The organism is Rahnella sp. NRRL B-41462 (genome assembly GCF_003263525.1).
Taxonomy (GTDB): Bacteria; Pseudomonadota; Gammaproteobacteria; order Enterobacterales; family Enterobacteriaceae; genus Rahnella; species Rahnella aceris.
Map to the genome: position 1 here is coordinate 16,047 of NZ_JYDF01000060.1, position 17,838 is coordinate 33,884.

15 protein-coding genes are annotated in these 17,838 nt (G+C 55.7%); 6 read left to right on the forward strand and 9 right to left on the reverse strand.

The annotated features are described in order from the left end of the window. Positions 1-2 precede the first annotated feature (2 nt). Positions 3-1,031 carry an iron-enterobactin ABC transporter permease gene (gene fepG / locus UC14_RS15640; RefSeq protein WP_014411586.1) on the forward strand — a complete coding sequence of 343 codons (1,029 nt, stop codon included), beginning with the start codon at positions 3-5 and terminating at the stop codon, positions 1,029-1,031. Continuing rightward, complete coding sequence (locus UC14_RS15645) at positions 1,028-1,825, forward strand: ATP-binding cassette domain-containing protein (RefSeq protein ID WP_112198027.1); 798 nt, start codon at positions 1,028-1,030, stop codon at positions 1,823-1,825. Before fepG ends, UC14_RS15645 begins: the two co-directional genes overlap by 4 nt. Here the strand turns inward: UC14_RS15645 and fes are convergent. Further along, positions 1,799-3,142, reverse strand: a complete 1,344-nt coding sequence (fes, locus tag UC14_RS15650) for an enterochelin esterase (RefSeq protein ID WP_112198028.1) — start codon at positions 3,140-3,142, stop codon at positions 1,799-1,801. The genes UC14_RS15645 and fes overlap by 27 nt on opposite strands. A gap of 225 nt (positions 3,143-3,367) precedes the next feature. Here fes and UC14_RS15655 point away from each other — a divergent pair, with 225 nt between their 5' ends. Continuing rightward, entirely contained in the window at positions 3,368-5,638 is a 2,271-nt protein-coding gene (locus UC14_RS15655; RefSeq protein WP_014411583.1) for a TonB-dependent siderophore receptor, read from the forward strand. Between the two features lie 69 nt (positions 5,639-5,707). Here the strand turns inward: UC14_RS15655 and gdhA are convergent, their stop codons facing one another. The 8 genes from gdhA to malK form a co-directional block, all read right to left on the reverse strand. Further along, complete coding sequence (gdhA, locus tag UC14_RS15660; RefSeq protein WP_112198029.1) at positions 5,708-7,051, reverse strand: NADP-specific glutamate dehydrogenase; 1,344 nt, start codon at positions 7,049-7,051, stop codon at positions 5,708-5,710. A 112-nt stretch (positions 7,052-7,163) separates the two neighbouring features. Beyond that, positions 7,164-7,649 (reverse strand): methylated-DNA--[protein]-cysteine S-methyltransferase, encoded by a 486-nt coding sequence (locus tag UC14_RS15665; RefSeq protein ID WP_013573880.1) that lies wholly within the window; start codon positions 7,647-7,649, stop codon positions 7,164-7,166. Between the two features lie 63 nt (positions 7,650-7,712). Continuing rightward, complete coding sequence (locus UC14_RS15670) at positions 7,713-8,411, reverse strand: phosphatase PAP2 family protein (RefSeq protein WP_013573879.1); 699 nt, start codon at positions 8,409-8,411, stop codon at positions 7,713-7,715. Positions 8,412-8,481: 70 nt separating this feature from the next. Continuing rightward, entirely contained in the window at positions 8,482-8,919 is a 438-nt protein-coding gene (locus tag UC14_RS15675; protein ID WP_112152062.1) for a DUF2000 domain-containing protein, read from the reverse strand. Between the two features lie 51 nt (positions 8,920-8,970). After that, positions 8,971-9,810 carry an AraC family transcriptional regulator gene (locus UC14_RS15680; RefSeq protein ID WP_112198030.1) on the reverse strand — a complete coding sequence of 280 codons (840 nt, stop codon included), beginning with the start codon at positions 9,808-9,810 and terminating at the stop codon, positions 8,971-8,973. A 151-nt stretch (positions 9,811-9,961) separates the two neighbouring features. Further along, a complete protein-coding gene (gene malM / locus UC14_RS15685) occupies positions 9,962-10,858 on the reverse strand; it encodes a maltose operon protein MalM (RefSeq protein WP_037034195.1) in 897 nt (298 codons plus the stop codon). 230 nt (positions 10,859-11,088) lie between these two features. Then, positions 11,089-12,387 (reverse strand): maltoporin, encoded by a 1,299-nt coding sequence (locus tag UC14_RS15690; RefSeq protein WP_014411581.1) that lies wholly within the window; start codon positions 12,385-12,387, stop codon positions 11,089-11,091. Positions 12,388-12,413: 26 nt separating this feature from the next. After that, positions 12,414-13,523 carry a maltose/maltodextrin ABC transporter ATP-binding protein MalK gene (malK, locus tag UC14_RS15695; RefSeq protein ID WP_013573874.1) on the reverse strand — a complete coding sequence of 370 codons (1,110 nt, stop codon included), beginning with the start codon at positions 13,521-13,523 and terminating at the stop codon, positions 12,414-12,416. Between the two features lie 366 nt (positions 13,524-13,889). Here malK and malE point away from each other — a divergent pair, with 366 nt between their 5' ends. The 3 genes from malE (at position 13,890) to malG (ending at position 17,609) form a co-directional block, all read left to right on the forward strand. Beyond that, the gene (gene malE / locus UC14_RS15700) at positions 13,890-15,089 is read left to right on the forward strand and encodes a maltose/maltodextrin ABC transporter substrate-binding protein MalE (RefSeq protein ID WP_013573873.1); all 1,200 of its coding nucleotides are present in this window, start codon (positions 13,890-13,892) and stop codon (positions 15,087-15,089) included. A 71-nt stretch (positions 15,090-15,160) separates the two neighbouring features. Then, positions 15,161-16,705, forward strand: coding sequence for a maltose ABC transporter permease MalF (malF, locus tag UC14_RS15705; protein WP_013573872.1), 1,545 nt, complete (start codon positions 15,161-15,163; stop codon positions 16,703-16,705). A gap of 13 nt (positions 16,706-16,718) precedes the next feature. Then, positions 16,719-17,609 carry a maltose ABC transporter permease MalG gene (gene malG / locus UC14_RS15710; RefSeq protein ID WP_013573871.1) on the forward strand — a complete coding sequence of 297 codons (891 nt, stop codon included), beginning with the start codon at positions 16,719-16,721 and terminating at the stop codon, positions 17,607-17,609. Positions 17,610-17,838 lie beyond the last annotated feature (229 nt).

A 17,838-nucleotide genomic window follows, 5' to 3' on the forward strand; every position in this document is an offset into this window, starting at 1 on the left:
CCATGAGCCAGACTCTTACAGAACCTCGCCCGCTGAAAAAACCTTTGCTGCTGTCGCGCCCCTTTCTGACCGCCTGCGGACTGGTGTTATGCCTGATCCTGCTGGCGGTTTACGCGCTGGGTAGCGGAACACTGGCACTGACGCCGTCGCAGGTTGTCAGCGCCCTGCTCGGCGACGGGCCGAAAAACCTGAGCATTATTGTCACGCAATGGCGTCTGCCGCGCGTGGTGATGGCGATGATTCTCGGTGCCGCACTCGGCATCAGCGGCGCGATTTTTCAGTCGCTGCTGCGCAATCCATTGGGAAGTCCGGACGTTATCGGTTTTAACACCGGCGCGTATACCGGCGTTCTGCTGATTATCGTGTTGTTCAATGGCGCTGCGGGCGACCTTCTCCCCGGCGCGATGGCAGGCGGCGTCGTGACCGCACTGGTGGTATACGCCCTGGCGTGGCGTCAGGGCATCGAAACGTTCCGCCTGATTATCGTCGGTATCGGCGTACGGGCGCTGCTGATTGCGGTCAATACCTGGCTGATTATTCACGCCTCGCTGGAATCGGCGCTGACGGCTGGCTTGTGGAATGCTGGTTCGCTCAATGGCATCACATGGGAGAAAAGCCTGCCGGCGACCGGGATGATTATCGTCGCCTGCATGCTGGCGCGTTGCTTATCCGCTCCGATGCGGTTGCTCGAAATGGGCGATGATGCCGCCTGTGCGCTGGGCGTACCGGTGACGCGTTCACGTTTATTGCTGATGCTGGCGGGCGTGGCGTTGACCGCCGCAGCCACCGCGCTGGCCGGGCCAATTTCCTTTATTGCGCTGGTGTCACCGCAAATTTCGCGTCGTCTTTGCGCCAGCCAGCAGCACGCTTTATTTTTCGCGGCGCTGACCGGCGCGCTGTTGTTGCTCGCCGCCGATGTCACTGCACAACGGCTGTTCACGCCCTATCAGTTACCCGTGGGCGTGCTGACCGTCAGTCTGGGCGGCATTTATCTGATTGGGTTGCTGATCCGGGAGTCGCGACGCTCATGAATACTGAACACTCTTCCCCTTTGTACGCGAAAGATCTGACGCTGGGCTACGATAAAAAAATCGTCGCCCGCGAACTCTCCGTCTCTATCCCTCAGGGAAAACTCACCGTGATTATCGGGCCGAATGCCTGCGGTAAATCCACATTATTGCGCACGCTCAGCCGCCTGATGCCGCCGCAATCCGGCACGGTATTTCTGGACGGCAAACTGATCGGTGATTACGGCACCAGAGACGTCGCGAAACGTCTGGGTTTACTGCCGCAAAGTTCAACGGCGCCGGGCGATATCAGTGTGGCGGATCTGGTGGCCCGCGGGCGTTACCCGCATCAGAGCCTGTTCAGCCGCTGGACAGCGCAAGATACGCTGGCGGTGAACGACGCCATGCACGCGACGGGAGTATTCGAACTGGCGGAAAGCACGGTGAATTCACTTTCCGGCGGACAGCGCCAGCGGGTGTGGATAGCCATGGTGCTGGCGCAACAAACGCCGTTGTTATTGCTGGATGAACCGACAACCTGGCTGGATATCGCGCATCAGATTGATTTGATGGAACTGATGTGTCGCCTGAATCAGGAAAACGGCCGCACGCTGGTGGTGGTGTTGCACGACCTGAATCAGGCATGTCGTTACGCCGGGCATCTGATTGCCATGCGCGATGGAAAAATACTGGCTGAGGGCGCACCGGTGGACATCGTCACACCGGCACTGATCGAACAGGTTTTCGGGCTGCGCTGCGCCATTATCGACTGTCCGGTTTCGCATACACCGTTAATTATCCCGCTGGGTAACGGTTGAATCTCCGGTGCTCCATGGCTCTTCGTTCCACAGGTATTGAAGGCCATCGGCTAATCCGCCGCGCCAGCTCAGCGCATCGTGACCGGCATCGACCACGCGATAATGCACGCTGTTTTTGGTGCGGCTCAGCAGCTCATCCATCTGATTATTCACCTGATAAATCAGTCGTTCATTGCTGCCCGCTTCCATGAAAATTTTCAGATGGCTGGCAGCCCCCAGCCCGTTACTCACCGCACGCAGTAACAAATCCGCCTCGTCAGGATTTTCATCCTGCTGCGATTTATTACGTCGCGGCCACCAGAAAGAACCGGACTGACTGAGTACCAGACCGAAGCGCTGCGGCCAGTGCAAACCGGCGTACAACGCTGACAGCCCGCCAAAGCTCTGCCCCGCCACCACTGTTTTGTTCGCATCGCTGCTGTGCGGTGCGAGCGTCGCCACGGCGGGCAATAACTCCTCCTGAACGGCCAGCCAGAAATCTGCATTACAGGTCAGTTCGCGGCTGCGGGTCTGTGTATCGATCACATCAATCAGCACGTAGACGGCCTGCGGCAATGTGCCTTCCTGCGTCAGTTGCATCAGCGGCTGCCAGACCGGCATCTGCTGCGCCCAGAACTGGCCGTCGAGCAACAGCGCCAGCGGGCGCGATGCCGGATCCTGGCTTTCGCCGGTAGTGTAGATCCAGACCTTGCGCCGGTTGCCCAGACGCGCACTGTTCCACTGATAGGTTTGCAGTTTTGCCGGTTTCTGTGGCAACGCGGCACCGTGGAGATCAAACTCCCGCCAGGCAGGCTGCGGCAATGCGTCGGGCATATGCAAAGGCGACAGCGCGTGAGATTTCGCCCCCGGCCACGGCTGATTCGGATTCAGCGGGTCATAAATCGCATGGGCGAACATATCTTTCCACCATTCCCGCGCAGCCAGCATGGCGGTATAGGCATCGGGATCCTGCGGGAACTCTCTGCCGGGCCTGGTGCGCGGGATCAGGCTGTAACTGCCGCGCCAGCCGGAGCGCAGCGTAATACTCAGCGACCAGACATCGGTTCCCGCAAGTCTTTGCAGGCTTTGCGGCGGTAAAGACTGATGGTGATCGGTGATGCCATTGATGTTGATCCACACCCGCTGGAAATCCGATGTCGCCTCACTGCCCTGCGGATCCCGCCAGAAGAACGTCACGTTGCATACATCATCATTCAGCCGTTCGATCAAGGGTGAACCCTGCGCTTTAATGTCTTTCCACCATTCGGCACTTCCCGCCTGAGAGCTTGCTAACATCGCCTGCGCGGTGGGTTTTTCCGGAAACTGCGATTTCATCATGTTTACGCTTTACAGTCTTTTGGCAGTGAGAGAAGGCATAATTTGCAGAATGATTGACCTGCTTCCTGAAAATTATGAATGGGAATCGTATTGATAATTGTTTGCATTTGCAATAGTGTGTTACCGCCCGTAAACGGGACGATAAAAATACACACACAACAGGCCATCCTCCTGTTCACTAAATCTGTTTTGCAGGAACGGATGGATTTCAGGGCAGAATCCACTATGAAAAGCAGGCTACCACACTATTCTCTGGCAACCTTAATCGGGCTGGGATCAGCACTTTCTTTGCCCGTCAGCGCGGCAGAAAGCACCACAACCCGCACAACAGACGCCAGCCAGAACACCGCAGAAACACAGGAAGACACCAGCGACACACTGGTTGTCACCGCCGCACAGCAAAACCTTCAGGCTCCCGGCGTTTCCACCATCACTTCTGATGAAATCCAAAAACGCCCTCCGGCACGCGACATCAACGAACTTATCCGCACCATGCCCGGCGTAAACCTGACCGGCAACTCTACCAGCGGCCAGCGCGGTAATAACCGCCAGATCGACATCCGGGGTATGGGCCCGGAAAATACCTTAATCCTGATCGACGGTAAGCCGGTGAACAGCCGCAACTCAGTGCGTCAGGGCTGGCGCGGTGAGCGTGATACCCGCGGCGACACAAGCTGGGTTCCGCCCGATATGATCGAGCGCATCGAAGTGATCCGCGGCCCGGCGGCGGCGCGTTACGGTAACGGCGCGGCGGGTGGCGTGGTGAACATCATCACTAAAAAAGACACTCAGGAGTGGCACGGTTCCTGGAATACCTATCTGAACGCACCACAACATAAAGACGAAGGCTCGACCAAACGTACCGATTTCAGCCTCTCCGGCCCGCTCAACGATCAGTTCAGTTTCCGCCTGTTCGGTGGCTACAGCAAAACGCAGGCTGACGCGCAATATATCAACGAGGGTCATCAGTCTGAGCGTACCGGCACCTATGCCGACACCGTTCCGGCAGGTCGCGAAGGCGTGATCGATAAGAATATCGACGCCCTGTTGCACTGGGATTTTGCCCGCATGCAGTCACTGGAATTTGAAGTGTCCAACAGCCGTCAGGGCAACCTGTACGCAGGCGACACGCAGAACACCAACACCAGTGATTTGGTGAAAAGCATGTACGGTGAAGAGACTAACCGCATTTACCGCCAGTCCTACTCGGTGACCTACAAAGGCGCATGGGATAACGGTGTGACCACCAACAACTACGTGCAGTACGAAAAAACCCGTAACTCGCGCATGGATGAAGGGCTGGCGGGCGGTACCGAAGGCATCTTCTCTGACGAAGACTTCAACACCATCGCTCTGGGCGACATTCTGGCGCACAGCGAAGTCAGTATTCCGTTTGAGCTGGGCGTGCCGCAAACCGCGACGTTCGGCACGGAATGGAACCAGCAGAAGATGAAAGATCCGTCTTCCAACACGCAGGCTATGCTCGGCGGCGCGATTGCCGGTACCGACAGCACCAACCGCAGCCCCTATTCTCAGGCAGAGATTTTCTCGCTGTTTGCCGAAGATAATATTGAGCTGACCGACAGCACCATGCTGGTGCCGGGTCTGCGTTTCGACCATCACTCCATTGTCGGCAATAACTGGAGCCCGTCGCTGAACCTGTCTCAGGAACTGGGCGACGATTTCACCCTGAAAATGGGTATCGCCCGCGCCTATAAAGCGCCGAGCCTGTATCAGACCAACCCGAACTACGTGCTGTACAGTAAAGGTCAGGGTTGTGCGGCCAGCGGCGGCGGTTGTTATCTGGTGGGGAATAAAGATCTGGATGCGGAAACCAGCGTAAACAAAGAGATCGGACTGGAATTCCACCGCAACGGTTATCAGGCGGGCGTGACCTATTTCCGCAACGATTATCGCAACAAAATCGAATCCGGTTATCTGCCAACCGGCACGTCCTCCACCGGCACAACTGATGTATATAAATGGGAAAACGTGCCGAAAGCCGTGGTTCAGGGGCTGGAGGGCACGCTGAATATTCCGGTCAGCAGCACCGTTTCCTGGAATAACAACGGCACGTACATGATTGAAAGTAAAAACAAAGAGACCGGCGATTATCTGTCGATCATCCCGGAATTTACCATCAACTCCACGCTGAGCTGGCAGGCAACGGAAGATCTCTCTCTGCAATCTACCCTGACCTGGTATGGCCGTCAGAAGCCAAAGAAATACAACTACAAGGGTGAAGCCGTCACCGGCAGTGAGAAAAATGAAGTCAGCCCGTATTCTGTGGTCGGCATGAGCGGCACCTACACCGCGACCAAAAATGTCAGCGTCACGGCGGGTATTGATAACGTCTTCGACAAACGCCAGTTCCGTGCGGGTAATGCCCAGACTGTGGGTAATGCCACCACCGGCGCCTATATGTACGGCGCAGGCGCGGCAACCTACAACGAACCGGGCCGCACGTTCTACATGAGCCTGAATACGCACTTCTGAGTATGTTGTCCGCATAAACAAAGCCACCTGCAAAGGTGGCTTTGTTGTGTCTGAAACCTGACTTTGGGCTTACAGCACGCCCTGCGCCAGCATGGCATCAGCGACTTTGACGAAGCCGGCGATATTTGCGCCACGGACATACTGCGTCTGCTGGCTTTCGCCGCCGTATTCGACACACGACTGGTGAATATCCAGCATGATGTGACGCAAACGCGCATCCACTTCTTCGGCTTTCCAGCTCAGACGCGCAGCGTTCTGCGCCATCTCCAGCCCTGAGGTTGCCACGCCACCGGCATTCGCCGCTTTACCCGGCGCGAACAACACGCCCGCGTCGGTGAACAAGTCGGTCGCTTCAATCGTCGTTGGCATATTCGCGCCTTCGGCCACCGCTTTCACGCCATTGGCGATCAGCACGCGTGCCGCAGAGGCATCCAGTTCATTTTGTGTGGCGCAAGGCAGCGCGATATCCACCGGCACGTTCCACGGCTGCTGGCCTTCGAGATACGTCAGTCCGAGTTTTTGCGCGTAATCCGCCACGCGGCCATCACGGCTGGCTTTGATTTCGGTCAGCAGCGCCAGTTTCTCAGGAGTAAAGCCTGCTTCATCGACGACAGTACCGTTAGAATCTGACGCCGTAATCACCCGTGCACCCAGTGACATGGCTTTTTCAATCGCATATTGCGCGACGTTACCGGAACCAGACACCGCCACGCGCATGCCTTCGAAATCCAGGCCATGGCGTTTAAGCATCGATTCAGTGAAATAGATCAGGCCATAACCTGTGGCTTCCGGACGGATGAGACTGCCACCGAACGACAACCCTTTGCCGGTGAACACGCTGGCAGTGTTGTTGGAGAGTTTTTTCATCATCCCCGCCATATACCCGACTTCACGCCCGCCGACGCCGATATCACCCGCAGGCACATCGGTATCCGGCCCGAGATGACGGTAAAGTTCCAGCATCAGCGCCTGACAGAAACGCATGATCTCGCCTTCGCTTTTGCCTTTCGGATTGAAATCACTGCCGCCCTTCCCGCCGCCCATTGGCAACGTGGTCAGGGCATTTTTAAAGGTCTGCTCAAAACCGAGGAATTTGAGAATCGATAAATTGACCGACGGATGGAAACGCATGCCGCCTTTATACGGGCCGATGGCCGAGCTGAACTGTACACGCCAGCCACGGTTCACCTGCACCTGATTTTTGTCATCCACCCACGCGATACGGAACTGAATGACACGTTCCGGCTCCACCAGACGTTCGAGTAAAGCAGAACGGCGGTATTGCGGATTTTGTTCGAGGAAAGGCCATAGCGTGGTCATAACTTCACGTACGGCCTGGGAGAATTCGACCTGATGCGGGTCGCGTTGCTGAACTGAGGATAAGAACTGTTCGAGGGATTGAATCTGATCCATTAAGGTAAAACTCCGTTTGTAAGTGATGTTGTCTTTTTTATTTACTGCTTATTTTTTGACTATGCATCGACTGACAAGCGGACATCAAGCAATTTATTTCCCAATAAAAACCCTAAGATTTACGACCTTCCAGCTTCAGTAACAACAACTTGTTGTCCAGCCCGCCAGCAAAGCCGGTTAATTTCCCGGAAGCACCAATCACCCGGTGACACGGCGCCACGATAGAAATCGGGTTGCGGCCATTGGCCGCGCCCACGGCACGAACCGCTTTCGGGCGACCGATACGACGGGCGATCTCGCCGTAGCTGCGCGTTTCACCAAACGGAATTTCCAGCAACGCCGCCCAGACTTCTTTCTGGAATTCGGTGCCGGTGAAATCGAGTTCCAGCTCAAAACGGGTACGCTTACCGGCAAAATATTCGTTCAGCTGTTGTTCGGTTTTCAGCAAGATCGGAAACGACGGGTCTTCAATCATATCGCCCAACGGCACGCGCCCGTCGATTTCACATTCCCACAAAATGGCGGTCAGCTTATCGCCTTTCGCCGCCAGTGTGAGTAACCCGACCGGCGATGCCATCCGCTTGAATCTGTTTTCCATCAGTCCCTTCCTCTGCAAGTTTTACGCCCCACACTTTACCGGAAAGGCAGGAACTGACGAAAATTATTTCAGGCCCAACTGTGCGCGAAGTTCCGCTTTCGCCGCGTCGAATTCGGTTTTGAAATCTGGCTGTTCTTCCATTTTTTGCGCGATCAGTGCAGCACCGGTGCGGCTCATCACGGTATCAGAACGGTAATGGAAACCCGCTACCAGACGGTTTTCGGCGTAACCGGCCGCCCGGGTGAACAGCGCGTTGCGTTTTTCCGGCACCATTTCGCCCAGCACCGTCGCCATCAGATAGCCGATAGTAGAATGACCGGAAGGCCATGAGCCGGATTTGGATTTTTTCAGCAGCGGATGAATTTGTTCATCGAGCATATAAGGACGCGGGCGGTTAAAGGCTTTCTTGGCGTGATCGTCCACCACGTCTTCGGTCGCCACAATACGATCAAACAGCGCAGCGGTTTTCGGCAGTTTCGCGGCATCAAAGTCCGGCCCCATCACATCGGCAAAACGCCAGACGTTTTCTTCAGCATCAGCAATCGCCGCTTTTTCCTGCTCCGGCGTACGGGTGGCCTGAATTTCGAGCAATTCTTTCAGTTCCGCTTTGGTCTGCGCCGAATCATCCGCCGGTGGCGCGGGCAGATATTTCGTCAGATCCAGTTCCTGGCTGGTGATAAAGGGTTTGGCTTCGTCAGCCGCCTGAACGACAAAAGTGGAACCGAGGGTGAAAAGCAGCAGAGCAACGAGGGACTTACGCACGGGAAAACTCCTGATATTAGTTTGAATATCAGGAGAGTAGAGAACAAGTGTGACGCTTAAATGACAAACATCAGCCGAGCAAACCGAGTTTTCCGGTCAGCTTGCGCACCACTTTCTTTTTACCCGCCAGCGCAATGCCCAGCAGTTGCAGGTTGTCCGTCGGCACAACAGACACCGCTTCGCGAAACGCGGCGTAATCCGTGGTTTGCTGTCCTTCGACCGGAAAAATAATTCCGTCCATTTCGTCATCATGAAGCAGGTGCTGATGAAGGTGCGTGAGCTGTTCGCTGTCGGCAACCAGCACGCTGATGCCAATCGGGATCAGCCCCGGATGCACGCGGTTATCAGCGTCAATCAGCGGCTCGCCCACCAGCGACGGATGGCGTTGCCCGAGCGTCAGGGCCAGCACGGCGGCGGCATTGGCGGCATGTCCGGCGGCAAGTTGCTGGTTGATGACAATCACGCAGCGTTCCGGTGACGAAGGCAGAATGGTTGCAGGCGTATTCATGATGGCAGGCTCCGGTTCAGTTGAAACATGAGCTTAACCCGTCACTTTTTCTCAATCTGGAAGATTTGTGCACAGACGCCGGTAATGTGCTGGCGTGAGCTGATAGGCGCGGCGGAACCAGCGCCCGAGATGGCTCTGATCAGCAAAACCTAAATCAGCCGCCACGTCAGCCGGTGTGCGCCCGAGCGCCAGCCCTTCACGGGCGCGGGTCAGTTTCAGCTGAATAAGATAGGCGTGCGGCGGCAATCCGAATTCAGCTTTAAACGCACGGCTGACCACAAAGCGGCTTTCGCCGGTCGCCTCTGCCAGTTGTTCGAGGCCGATGTCTTCGTGCAAGTGGGCATGCAGATATTCCCGCGCCTGATGCGCCAACCGCGACCAGGGCGCATGCCCCTGAAGTCGCGGCGGCTGCCAGGTGAGATGGCCGCCCAGTGCACAGAGCAAGCCGTCGAGCGCGGTCTGGCGGACAATGCGCAGGTCTTTGCCGTGCAGCGCCTGAAAAGCCCGTGACGTCGCCTGCGCCAGTTGCGGATCCTGCGCTAAGGTATTTTCGAAACTCGGATCACCGGCCGGAGAAAGGGAATCGCACCGTGCCGCCAGCTCGCGGCTCAGCCATTGCGGATCGAGATACAGCATGTGATAGGTAAAACCGCCGGGCTGCACCGCATCGCCGTCATGGATTTCGCCCGGTTCGAGCATAAAGACTTTGCCCGGCAGGCTTTGATGTTTCTGGCGGCGACAACTGAACTGCTGCAAACCGTACTGAGTGACACCGACCAGATAACTGTCATGCCAGTGGGGATCGTAAGCATGGCCTTCGAAATGGGCGTGGATCGTCTCGATCCCGCTGTCTTTATCTTTCGATAAATCGACCCAGTTTGCAGACGCCATACATCCCCCGCTGAATGAATTAACAACAGGGTAACAAATAGGCGGAGTGAATAAAACTCGGTGGGTTTAAACCCCCCTCCCGGCCTCCCCCTTCGCAGGGGGAGGAGCTGAAAAAACTGCCAGCTTTTTCTCGGGGGAGGCGCTGAAAAACTTAGTGCTTCACGCTTTCAATAAAGGTTTTACGGGCGGTTTTGGAACCCAGACGCTCAGCTTCATCCAGCAATTTCAGGGCTTTATCGACGTCCCCTGCTTTCACTGCTTTCTTAATCGCATCGTTAAAGTAGGTTTCTGAATCGCTGAGCATTGGCTCGCTCGGTTTGGCCGGAGCCGCCGCAGGTGCAGGCGCTTGTGTGCTGCCGACCACTACGGGTGCTGCCGCTGCCGGTGCGGAAGACGGGAAGATCTGACCAATCATCACGTTACCGGTTTTCTGCTCGGCAGTGACTTTCAGGCTCAGTGTGCCGGTCGGGGTATGACGGGCAATCGGATCCGGGATATCCGGTACGGCGTTACCCACGCCCGCAGCGAAGGCTTTCGCCGGGTTCACCATCTGCGTGGTCTCAGCTAAGTCCTGACGGGTGGTGTACACCAGCAGATAAATTTGTTTCTGACCCAGTGCCGGTGTCAGTTTCAGTGTGCCTTCCAGACGATCGCTCGAGACGATACCTGGTTTCTGATACGGGAAATAGCTGGAAGGGTAAAACGCAGCCGGACGCATCTGCTCATCCAGCACCAGAACATTTGGCGCATACACGGTTTTACCGGTCGCGATACTGGTCAGCGTAATTTCAAGCGAACCCCGGTCAGCAGGTAAAGCGAATGCCCCGACGGCGCCCTGAATCTCACCCTGATTAATTTCAGCGCTGGACGTCCCCAGCGTCACATCCTGCGTCACTGGCGGAACCAGCGGCGTCCATGAAAGGTTGCGTAAGGTCTGGCTGGAAATAGCCGGTGCAGTATTCGCATCATTTTGCGCAGCGTTCACCACAGCAGGGGCAGCAGCCAACAGGCTCAGCGACAGACACAGTGACAGCAGATTCTTTTTCATTATTGTTTCCTTTGAAATCACCATGAAGGCTGGCGGTCATCAGCGATAATCCGCCAGCCAGCACATCTTCTTTACTGCGTTTTTTTAAAACTTACATTGCCATTTTTCCAAACTCTTTCGGGTTGCCGGAAGGCGGCAAGCGTCCAAGTCCCCGGGAGCGTAGACAACTACGTGACCGGGGCGAGGACGCGCAGCCAACGCATCGGCAGCGCGAAGGAGGAAGGAAAAAATTACCACCAGATTTCCATCTGGGCGCCGAAGGTTATTTCGTCGTCATTACCACGGCTGTATGTGGTCGTGCTGGTGTCGTTCATCGCTAAGCCATTGTTTGCGCCGCTGTCAGTGTCGTAGCCCCATTTTTCATCCCAGTTCGCATAAGTGGCAAACACGCGGATGGCCGGACGTGACCAGATGCTGTCGCCCGCCTGCCATTGTTGCGCCAGGGTGACTTTGTACTGGCCGTTTTTGTCGCCGGTACGCTGGGATTTCACGTTGTCGTAACCGACTTCCAGCAAGGTGCTCATGATCGGGGTCCATTTGTACATCGGACGGACACCGACGGTGTACCAGGTGGTGCCGTTGTTGTTATCGCGGTCAACGTCCTGATACATCGCCACGTACATCAGGCTCCAGGTGTCGTTGAAGTCGATAGCACCGTGGTCGAGCACACGCACCATGCTGCCGTTGTTGTTGATGGCAGCACCATTCGAGTGGCCGTTCGCCGCGCCCTGGCCCGGATCCGTCATGGAATCTGCGGCATATTGCAGCACGAATTTGTTATAGCCGTTGTAAATACTTTGCGTATGTTCCGCAGTGACCAGGAAGCCGTCTTTGGTCGCATCGTCAGCCAGTGAATAACCATCACGCGCGTTAGCACGACCGTAATCCACCCCTAACTCCAGCACACCGCCCGGGTTAGTTTGCAGGCCTGCCAGACGCACGTCGAACACGTCGTTGGAGGTAGGCACTTCGTTACGCTGGTCGGCGATATAACCGTATGAACCGCCGCTTTCGGTGTTACGGGTGGCAGCCAGAGACAGTTTACCGAAGCCCAGATCGATATCTTCCAGACCCGCACCAGGACCTGAAATATCCCAGTAGTAGAAGTCGATCATGTGAACGTCATGACGTTGGTAGAAACGCTTACCGGCCCACATAGTCGAACCCGGCAGCCATTCGATCAGGTTCTTACCCTTCACGTTTGCTTCGCGGAAAGCCGGATCGGTTGACTCCCAGTCGTTCTGTTGAGAAACGGAATACGCCACGTTGGTGTCGAAGTAGAAGCTCTTATCCCCTTCTTTCCACACTTCCTGACCCAGTTTCAACTCTGCATACGTCTCACATTCGTTACCGAGACGGTATTTGCTGTCTGCACCTGTCGCTTTGAAACATTGCTGCTCGCCGCCGCTGCCGGTCCAGCCAATACCCGAACGGGCATAACCTGTGAAATCCACCGCCATTGCTTGTGTAGAAAGGATGCCAGCAGCCACTGCCAGCGCCAGGGAAGAACTACGCATTGTGATCATCATTTTCTCCTGTAGGGGATCGCGTGCTTTCAAACACCAGGTTCGGGGTGTAACCGGCGACATGCCGTTCCGTCTTCGCGGAACAGATGGCAGCGGTGTGGCGGCAAACCGATGGCGAATGTTGCACCTTCTTCTACCAGCACCACGTCGTTCTGGCGGTACACCAGGTTCTGACGAATTGCCGGAATTTGGATGTGGATCTGTGTTTCGTTACCCAGTTGCTCGACGACCTGCACTTCGCCGGAAAGCGTCACTTCAGCGACGTCGCTTGGCAGAAGATGTTCAGGGCGGATACCCAGTGACAGGTTGCTGCCGACTTTCACGTCGGTCCCTTCCACCGGCAGCCAGACTTGCTGGCGGTTCGGCAATTCGACCTGTACGCGCGCAGGTTCAGCAGCGGTGACTTTCACCGGCAGGAAATTCATTTTGGGTGAGCCGATAAAACCGGCGACAAAGCGGTTGGCAGGATAGTGATACAGCTCGAGCGGCTTACCGACCTGCGCGATATGCCCGGCATCGAGCACCACGATTTTGTCGGCCAGCGTCATCGCTTCGACCTGATCGTGGGTCACGTAAATCATGGTGCGTTTCAGGCGCTTATGCAGGCGTGAAATCTCAATACGCATCTGCACACGCAGCGCAGCATCTAAGTTAGAAAGCGGTTCATCGAGCAGAAAAACCGTCGGCTCGGCAACCAGCGTACGGCCAATCGCCACGCGCTGACGTTGTCCGCCGGAAAGCGCTTTCGGGCGTCTGTCCAGCAAATGCGCCAGTTGCAACACTTCGGAAACCTGATTCACCCGCTGATTGATCTCGGCTTTTTTTGCCCCCGCCAGCTTCAGGCCGAAGGACATGTTTTCTGCCACAGACAGATGCGGATAAAGCGCATAAGACTGGAACACCATGCCGATGCCACGATCGGCGGGCGGCACTTCATTCATGCGTTTATCGCCAATCTTCAATTCACCGGACGTGATGTCTTCCAGGCCTGCAATCATGCGCAGCAGAGTGGATTTACCACAGCCGGACGGCCCGACGAACACCACAAACTCGCCTTCTTCTATTTCCAGGTTGATGTCGCTGGAAATCACGGTGTCGCCAAAGGCTTTGTACACGCTGTTAAGGGAAACGCTCGCCATCCTGAACTCCTGTACTTGCTGCCAGCGAGAAAACTCAATGCAACGAAGAGTGAAGGATTAGCCGGTAACCGTAATCATCCGTAACAAAGTTTTTCATGGGGGAGGAGCAGGGAGGATGACGATTCACCGCAACCGGATGAAAGTTCACAGCAAAAATCAAATTCGTGATCTGAATGGCAAAAAACGAACCATATTTTTGAGTGATGAACCACATAACGCCTGAGAGTGTCGGTGGGATCACATTCTGAGAGGTGGGGGCGTAGAGGGGGGGATGATGAAGCTGTGACAGGTTAAATCCACACTGGCGTCGTACCCTGTCTTTTCCGTCTCAGACGATAAAAAAACCGACTACAAAAGGATTGGATTATGACCCTCAGCATTAAAAAGATTGTTAAACACACACTGGCACTCTCGGCGCTGGCTACGCTGGTGTTGTCATCTTCCGCGTTCGCCAAAATAGAAGAAGGAAAGCTGGTCATCTGGATCAACGGTGACAAGGGCTATAACGGCCTGGCGGAAGTCGGTAAGAAATTTGAAAAAGACACCGGCATTAAAGTCACGGTAGAACATCCGGACAAGCTGGAAGAAAAATACCCGCAAGTGGCAGCCACAGGCGGCGGCCCTGACATCATCTTCTGGGCGCATGACCGTTTTGGCGGCTACGCACAATCCGGTCTGCTGGCTGAAATCAGCCCGGACCAGACCTTCAAAGACAAACTGTTCCCGTTCACCTGGGATGCGGTCACCTTCAACGGCAAGCTGATCGGCTATCCGGTCGCGGTTGAAGCGCTGTCACTGATTTACAATAAAGACATCATTAAAGAAGCGCCAAAAACCTGGGAAGAAATCCCGGCGCTGGACAAAGAGCTGCGCGCCACAGGCAAGAGCGCCATCATGTGGAACCTGCAGGAACCGTACTTCACCTGGCCAATCATCGCCGCTGACGGCGGTTATGCGTTCAAGTATGAAAACGGCAAATACAACATCAAAGACACCGGCGTGAATAACGCAGGTTCACAGGCTGGCCTGCAATTCATCATCGATCTGGTGAAAAACAAACACATCAACGCCGACACCGATTACTCCATCGCTGAAGCCGCCTTTAACAAAGGCCAGACCGCAATGACTATCGACGGTCCGTGGGCGTGGTCAAACCTCGACAAGAGCAAAATCAACTACGGCGTGACGTTGCTGCCAACGTTCCACGGCAAGCCGTCTAAACCGTTCGTCGGCGTGCTGACAGCCGGTATCAACGCCGCCAGCCCGAACAAAGAGCTGGCGAAAGAGTTCCTGGAAAACTACCTGATCACCGACGACGGTCTGGCCGTCGTGAATAAGGACAAACCGCTGGGTGCCGTGGCGCTGAAGTCTTATCAGGAGAAACTGGAAAAAGACCCGCGCATTGCTGCCACCATGGCGAACTCGAAGAACGGTGAAATCATGCCAAACATCCCGCAGATGAGCGCCTTCTGGTACGCAGAACGCAGCGCCATCATCAACGCGGTGAATGGCCGTCAGACCGTTCCGCAAGCACTGAAAGATGTAGAAACCCGCATTACCAAGTAATGCCTGCGTTTTAGCTCAATGAACGGTACGGAGCCAACCTGCTCCGTACCGCCACTACAAGGATTGTCCCTATGCCAGTAGCCAAAAAAAGGCCGTTCAGCAATGCGCTTAAGTGGCTGATCATCGCCCTGCTCGCCTGCTTTACCGGTTATCTGATCGTGCTGATGTATGCGCAGGGTGAATACCTCTTTGCCGTTCTAACCCTGATCCTCTCCGGTGTCGGCTTATACATTTATGGCAACCGCCGCGCGTATTCGTGGCGCTACGTGTACCCCGGTCTGGCCGGGATGTCGTTATTTGTGTTGTTTCCGCTGATCTGCACCATCGCGATTGCCTTCACTAACTACAGCAGCACCAATCAGCTGACCTTTGAACGTGCGCAGTCCGTTCTCATGGGACGTGAATTCCAGGGCGGCAAGGTGCTGAATTTCGCACTCTTCCCTGCGGGCGATAGATGGCAGCTGGCACTGACGTCGGCGGATAACAGCGAGACGCTGGTTTCCCCGCCTTTTGCTTTCAACGCTTCCGCGCCGCAAACGCTGGACATGCTGCCGCAAACCGCGCCATCGGCTGAAAAAGCCGGGTTGCGGGTAGTGACACAAAACCGTCTGGCCCTCGGTCAGATCTCAGCGAAATTACCCGACGGCGAAACGCTGCGCATGAGTTCCCTGCGCCAGTTCTCCGGCACTCAGCCGCTGTACAAACTCGGTGAAGATAAGAAGCAGCTGACCAATGTGCAAACCGGCACGATTTACCGCCCGAACATGGACACCGGCTTCTATCAGGCAGTGAACGCTCAGGGCGAATGGCAGGCAGAAAAACTCAGCCCCGGCTTTACCGTCGGCATCGGCTGGGGCAACTTCCTTCGCGTGTTACATGACGAAGGGATCCAGAAACCGTTCCTGTCGATTTTCGTCTGGACCGTTGTATTCGCCCTGCTGACCGTGGTGCTCACCGTGGCTGTCGGTATGGTGCTGGCCTGCGTGGTGCAGTGGGAAGAACTGAAAGGGAAAGCGGCGTACCGCATCCTGCTGATCCTGCCCTACGCCGTGCCTGCGTTTATTTCGATTCTTATTTTCAAAGGGTTATTCAACCAGAGTTTTGGTGAGATCAACCTGATGCTCAGCGCGCTGTTTGGCATCAAACCGGCATGGTTCAGCGATCCATGGACGGCCAAAAGCATGATCATCATCGTCAACACCTGGCTCGGTTATCCGTACATGATGATCCTGTGCATGGGCCTGCTGAAAGCGATCCCGGACGATCTTTACGAAGCATCCGCTATGGACGGCGCGACGCCGATGCAGAACTTCTTCCGCATCACGCTGCCGCTTTTGATCAAACCGCTGACGCCACTGATGATCGCCAGCTTCGCGTTTAACTTTAATAACTTCGTGCTGATCCAGTTGCTGACCAACGGCGGGCCGGACATGCTCGGCACCACCACGCCAGCGGGTCATACCGATTTGCTGGTCAGCTACACCTATCGCATCGCCTTTGAAGGCGGCGGCGGGCAGGACTTCGGGCTGGCGGCAGCGATTGCCACGCTAATCTTCCTGCTGGTGGGAGCGCTGGCTGTCGTGAACCTGAAAGCATCACGTATGAAATTCGACTGAGGAGAAACAAACAATGCCTATGGTTAAACCGAAGTCGCAGAAAGTCAGATTGCTGGTCACACACCTGCTGTTGCTGTGCTTTCTGGCGCTGATCCTGTTCCCGTTGCTGATGGTGTTCGCCATCTCGCTGCGTCCGGGTAACTTCGCCACCGGCAGCCTGATCCCGGATCAGGTCTCGTGGGATCACTGGAAACTGGCGCTCGGCATTGCCGTCAACAACAGCGACGGCAGCGTTACGCCACCGCCGTTCCCGGTGATGCTGTGGCTGTGGAATTCGATCAAGATCGCCGTGATCACCGCCGTCGGCATCGTCGCGCTTTCCACCACCTGCGCCTATGCCTTTGCCCGCATGAAATTCCGCGGTAAAAGTTCGCTGCTTAAAGGGATGCTGATTTTTCAGATGTTCCCGGCGGTGCTGTCGCTGGTGGCGCTATACGCCCTGTTCGACCGTCTCGGCATGTACGTGCCGTTCCTCGGGCTGAACACCCACGGCGGCGTGATTTTCGCCTATATGGGCGGCATCGCCCTGCACGTCTGGACGATCAAAGGCTATTTCGAAACCATCGACGGTTCGCTGGAAGAAGCCGCTGCGCTGGACGGTGCCAGCCCGTGGCAGGCATTCCGTCTGGTTCTGCTGCCGCTGTCTGTGCCAATTCTGGCAGTGGTGTTCATTCTGTCGTTCATTGCGGCCATCACCGAAGTGCCGGTGGCGTCGTTACTGCTGCGTGACGTCAACAGCTACACCCTGGCGGTCGGTATGCAGCAATATCTGAACCCGCAAAATTACCTGTGGGGTGATTTCGCGGCGGCAGCCATATTGTCGGCTATCCCGATTACGGCGGTGTTCCTGATTGCTCAACGCTGGCTGGTCGGCGGCTTAACGGCAGGCGGTGTGAAAGGTTAACTGTAAGGCTAATGCGCTTTGTAATACTTGATCAATTCCCTGTGTCTTGGGCGGCTGAATAAGCCGCCTTTTTTTATGCAATGGAGGGATCGGGAATAACCAAATAGTCGGTGCAAAGGTATCAGCGAGCTCACAAGAGGCAATGGACTGTATAGCGATCACCAGACCACCTTAGGATTCATATACAGGCCATCCGATCCCAACGGTTGCCCATAAAAATCTATGGTCA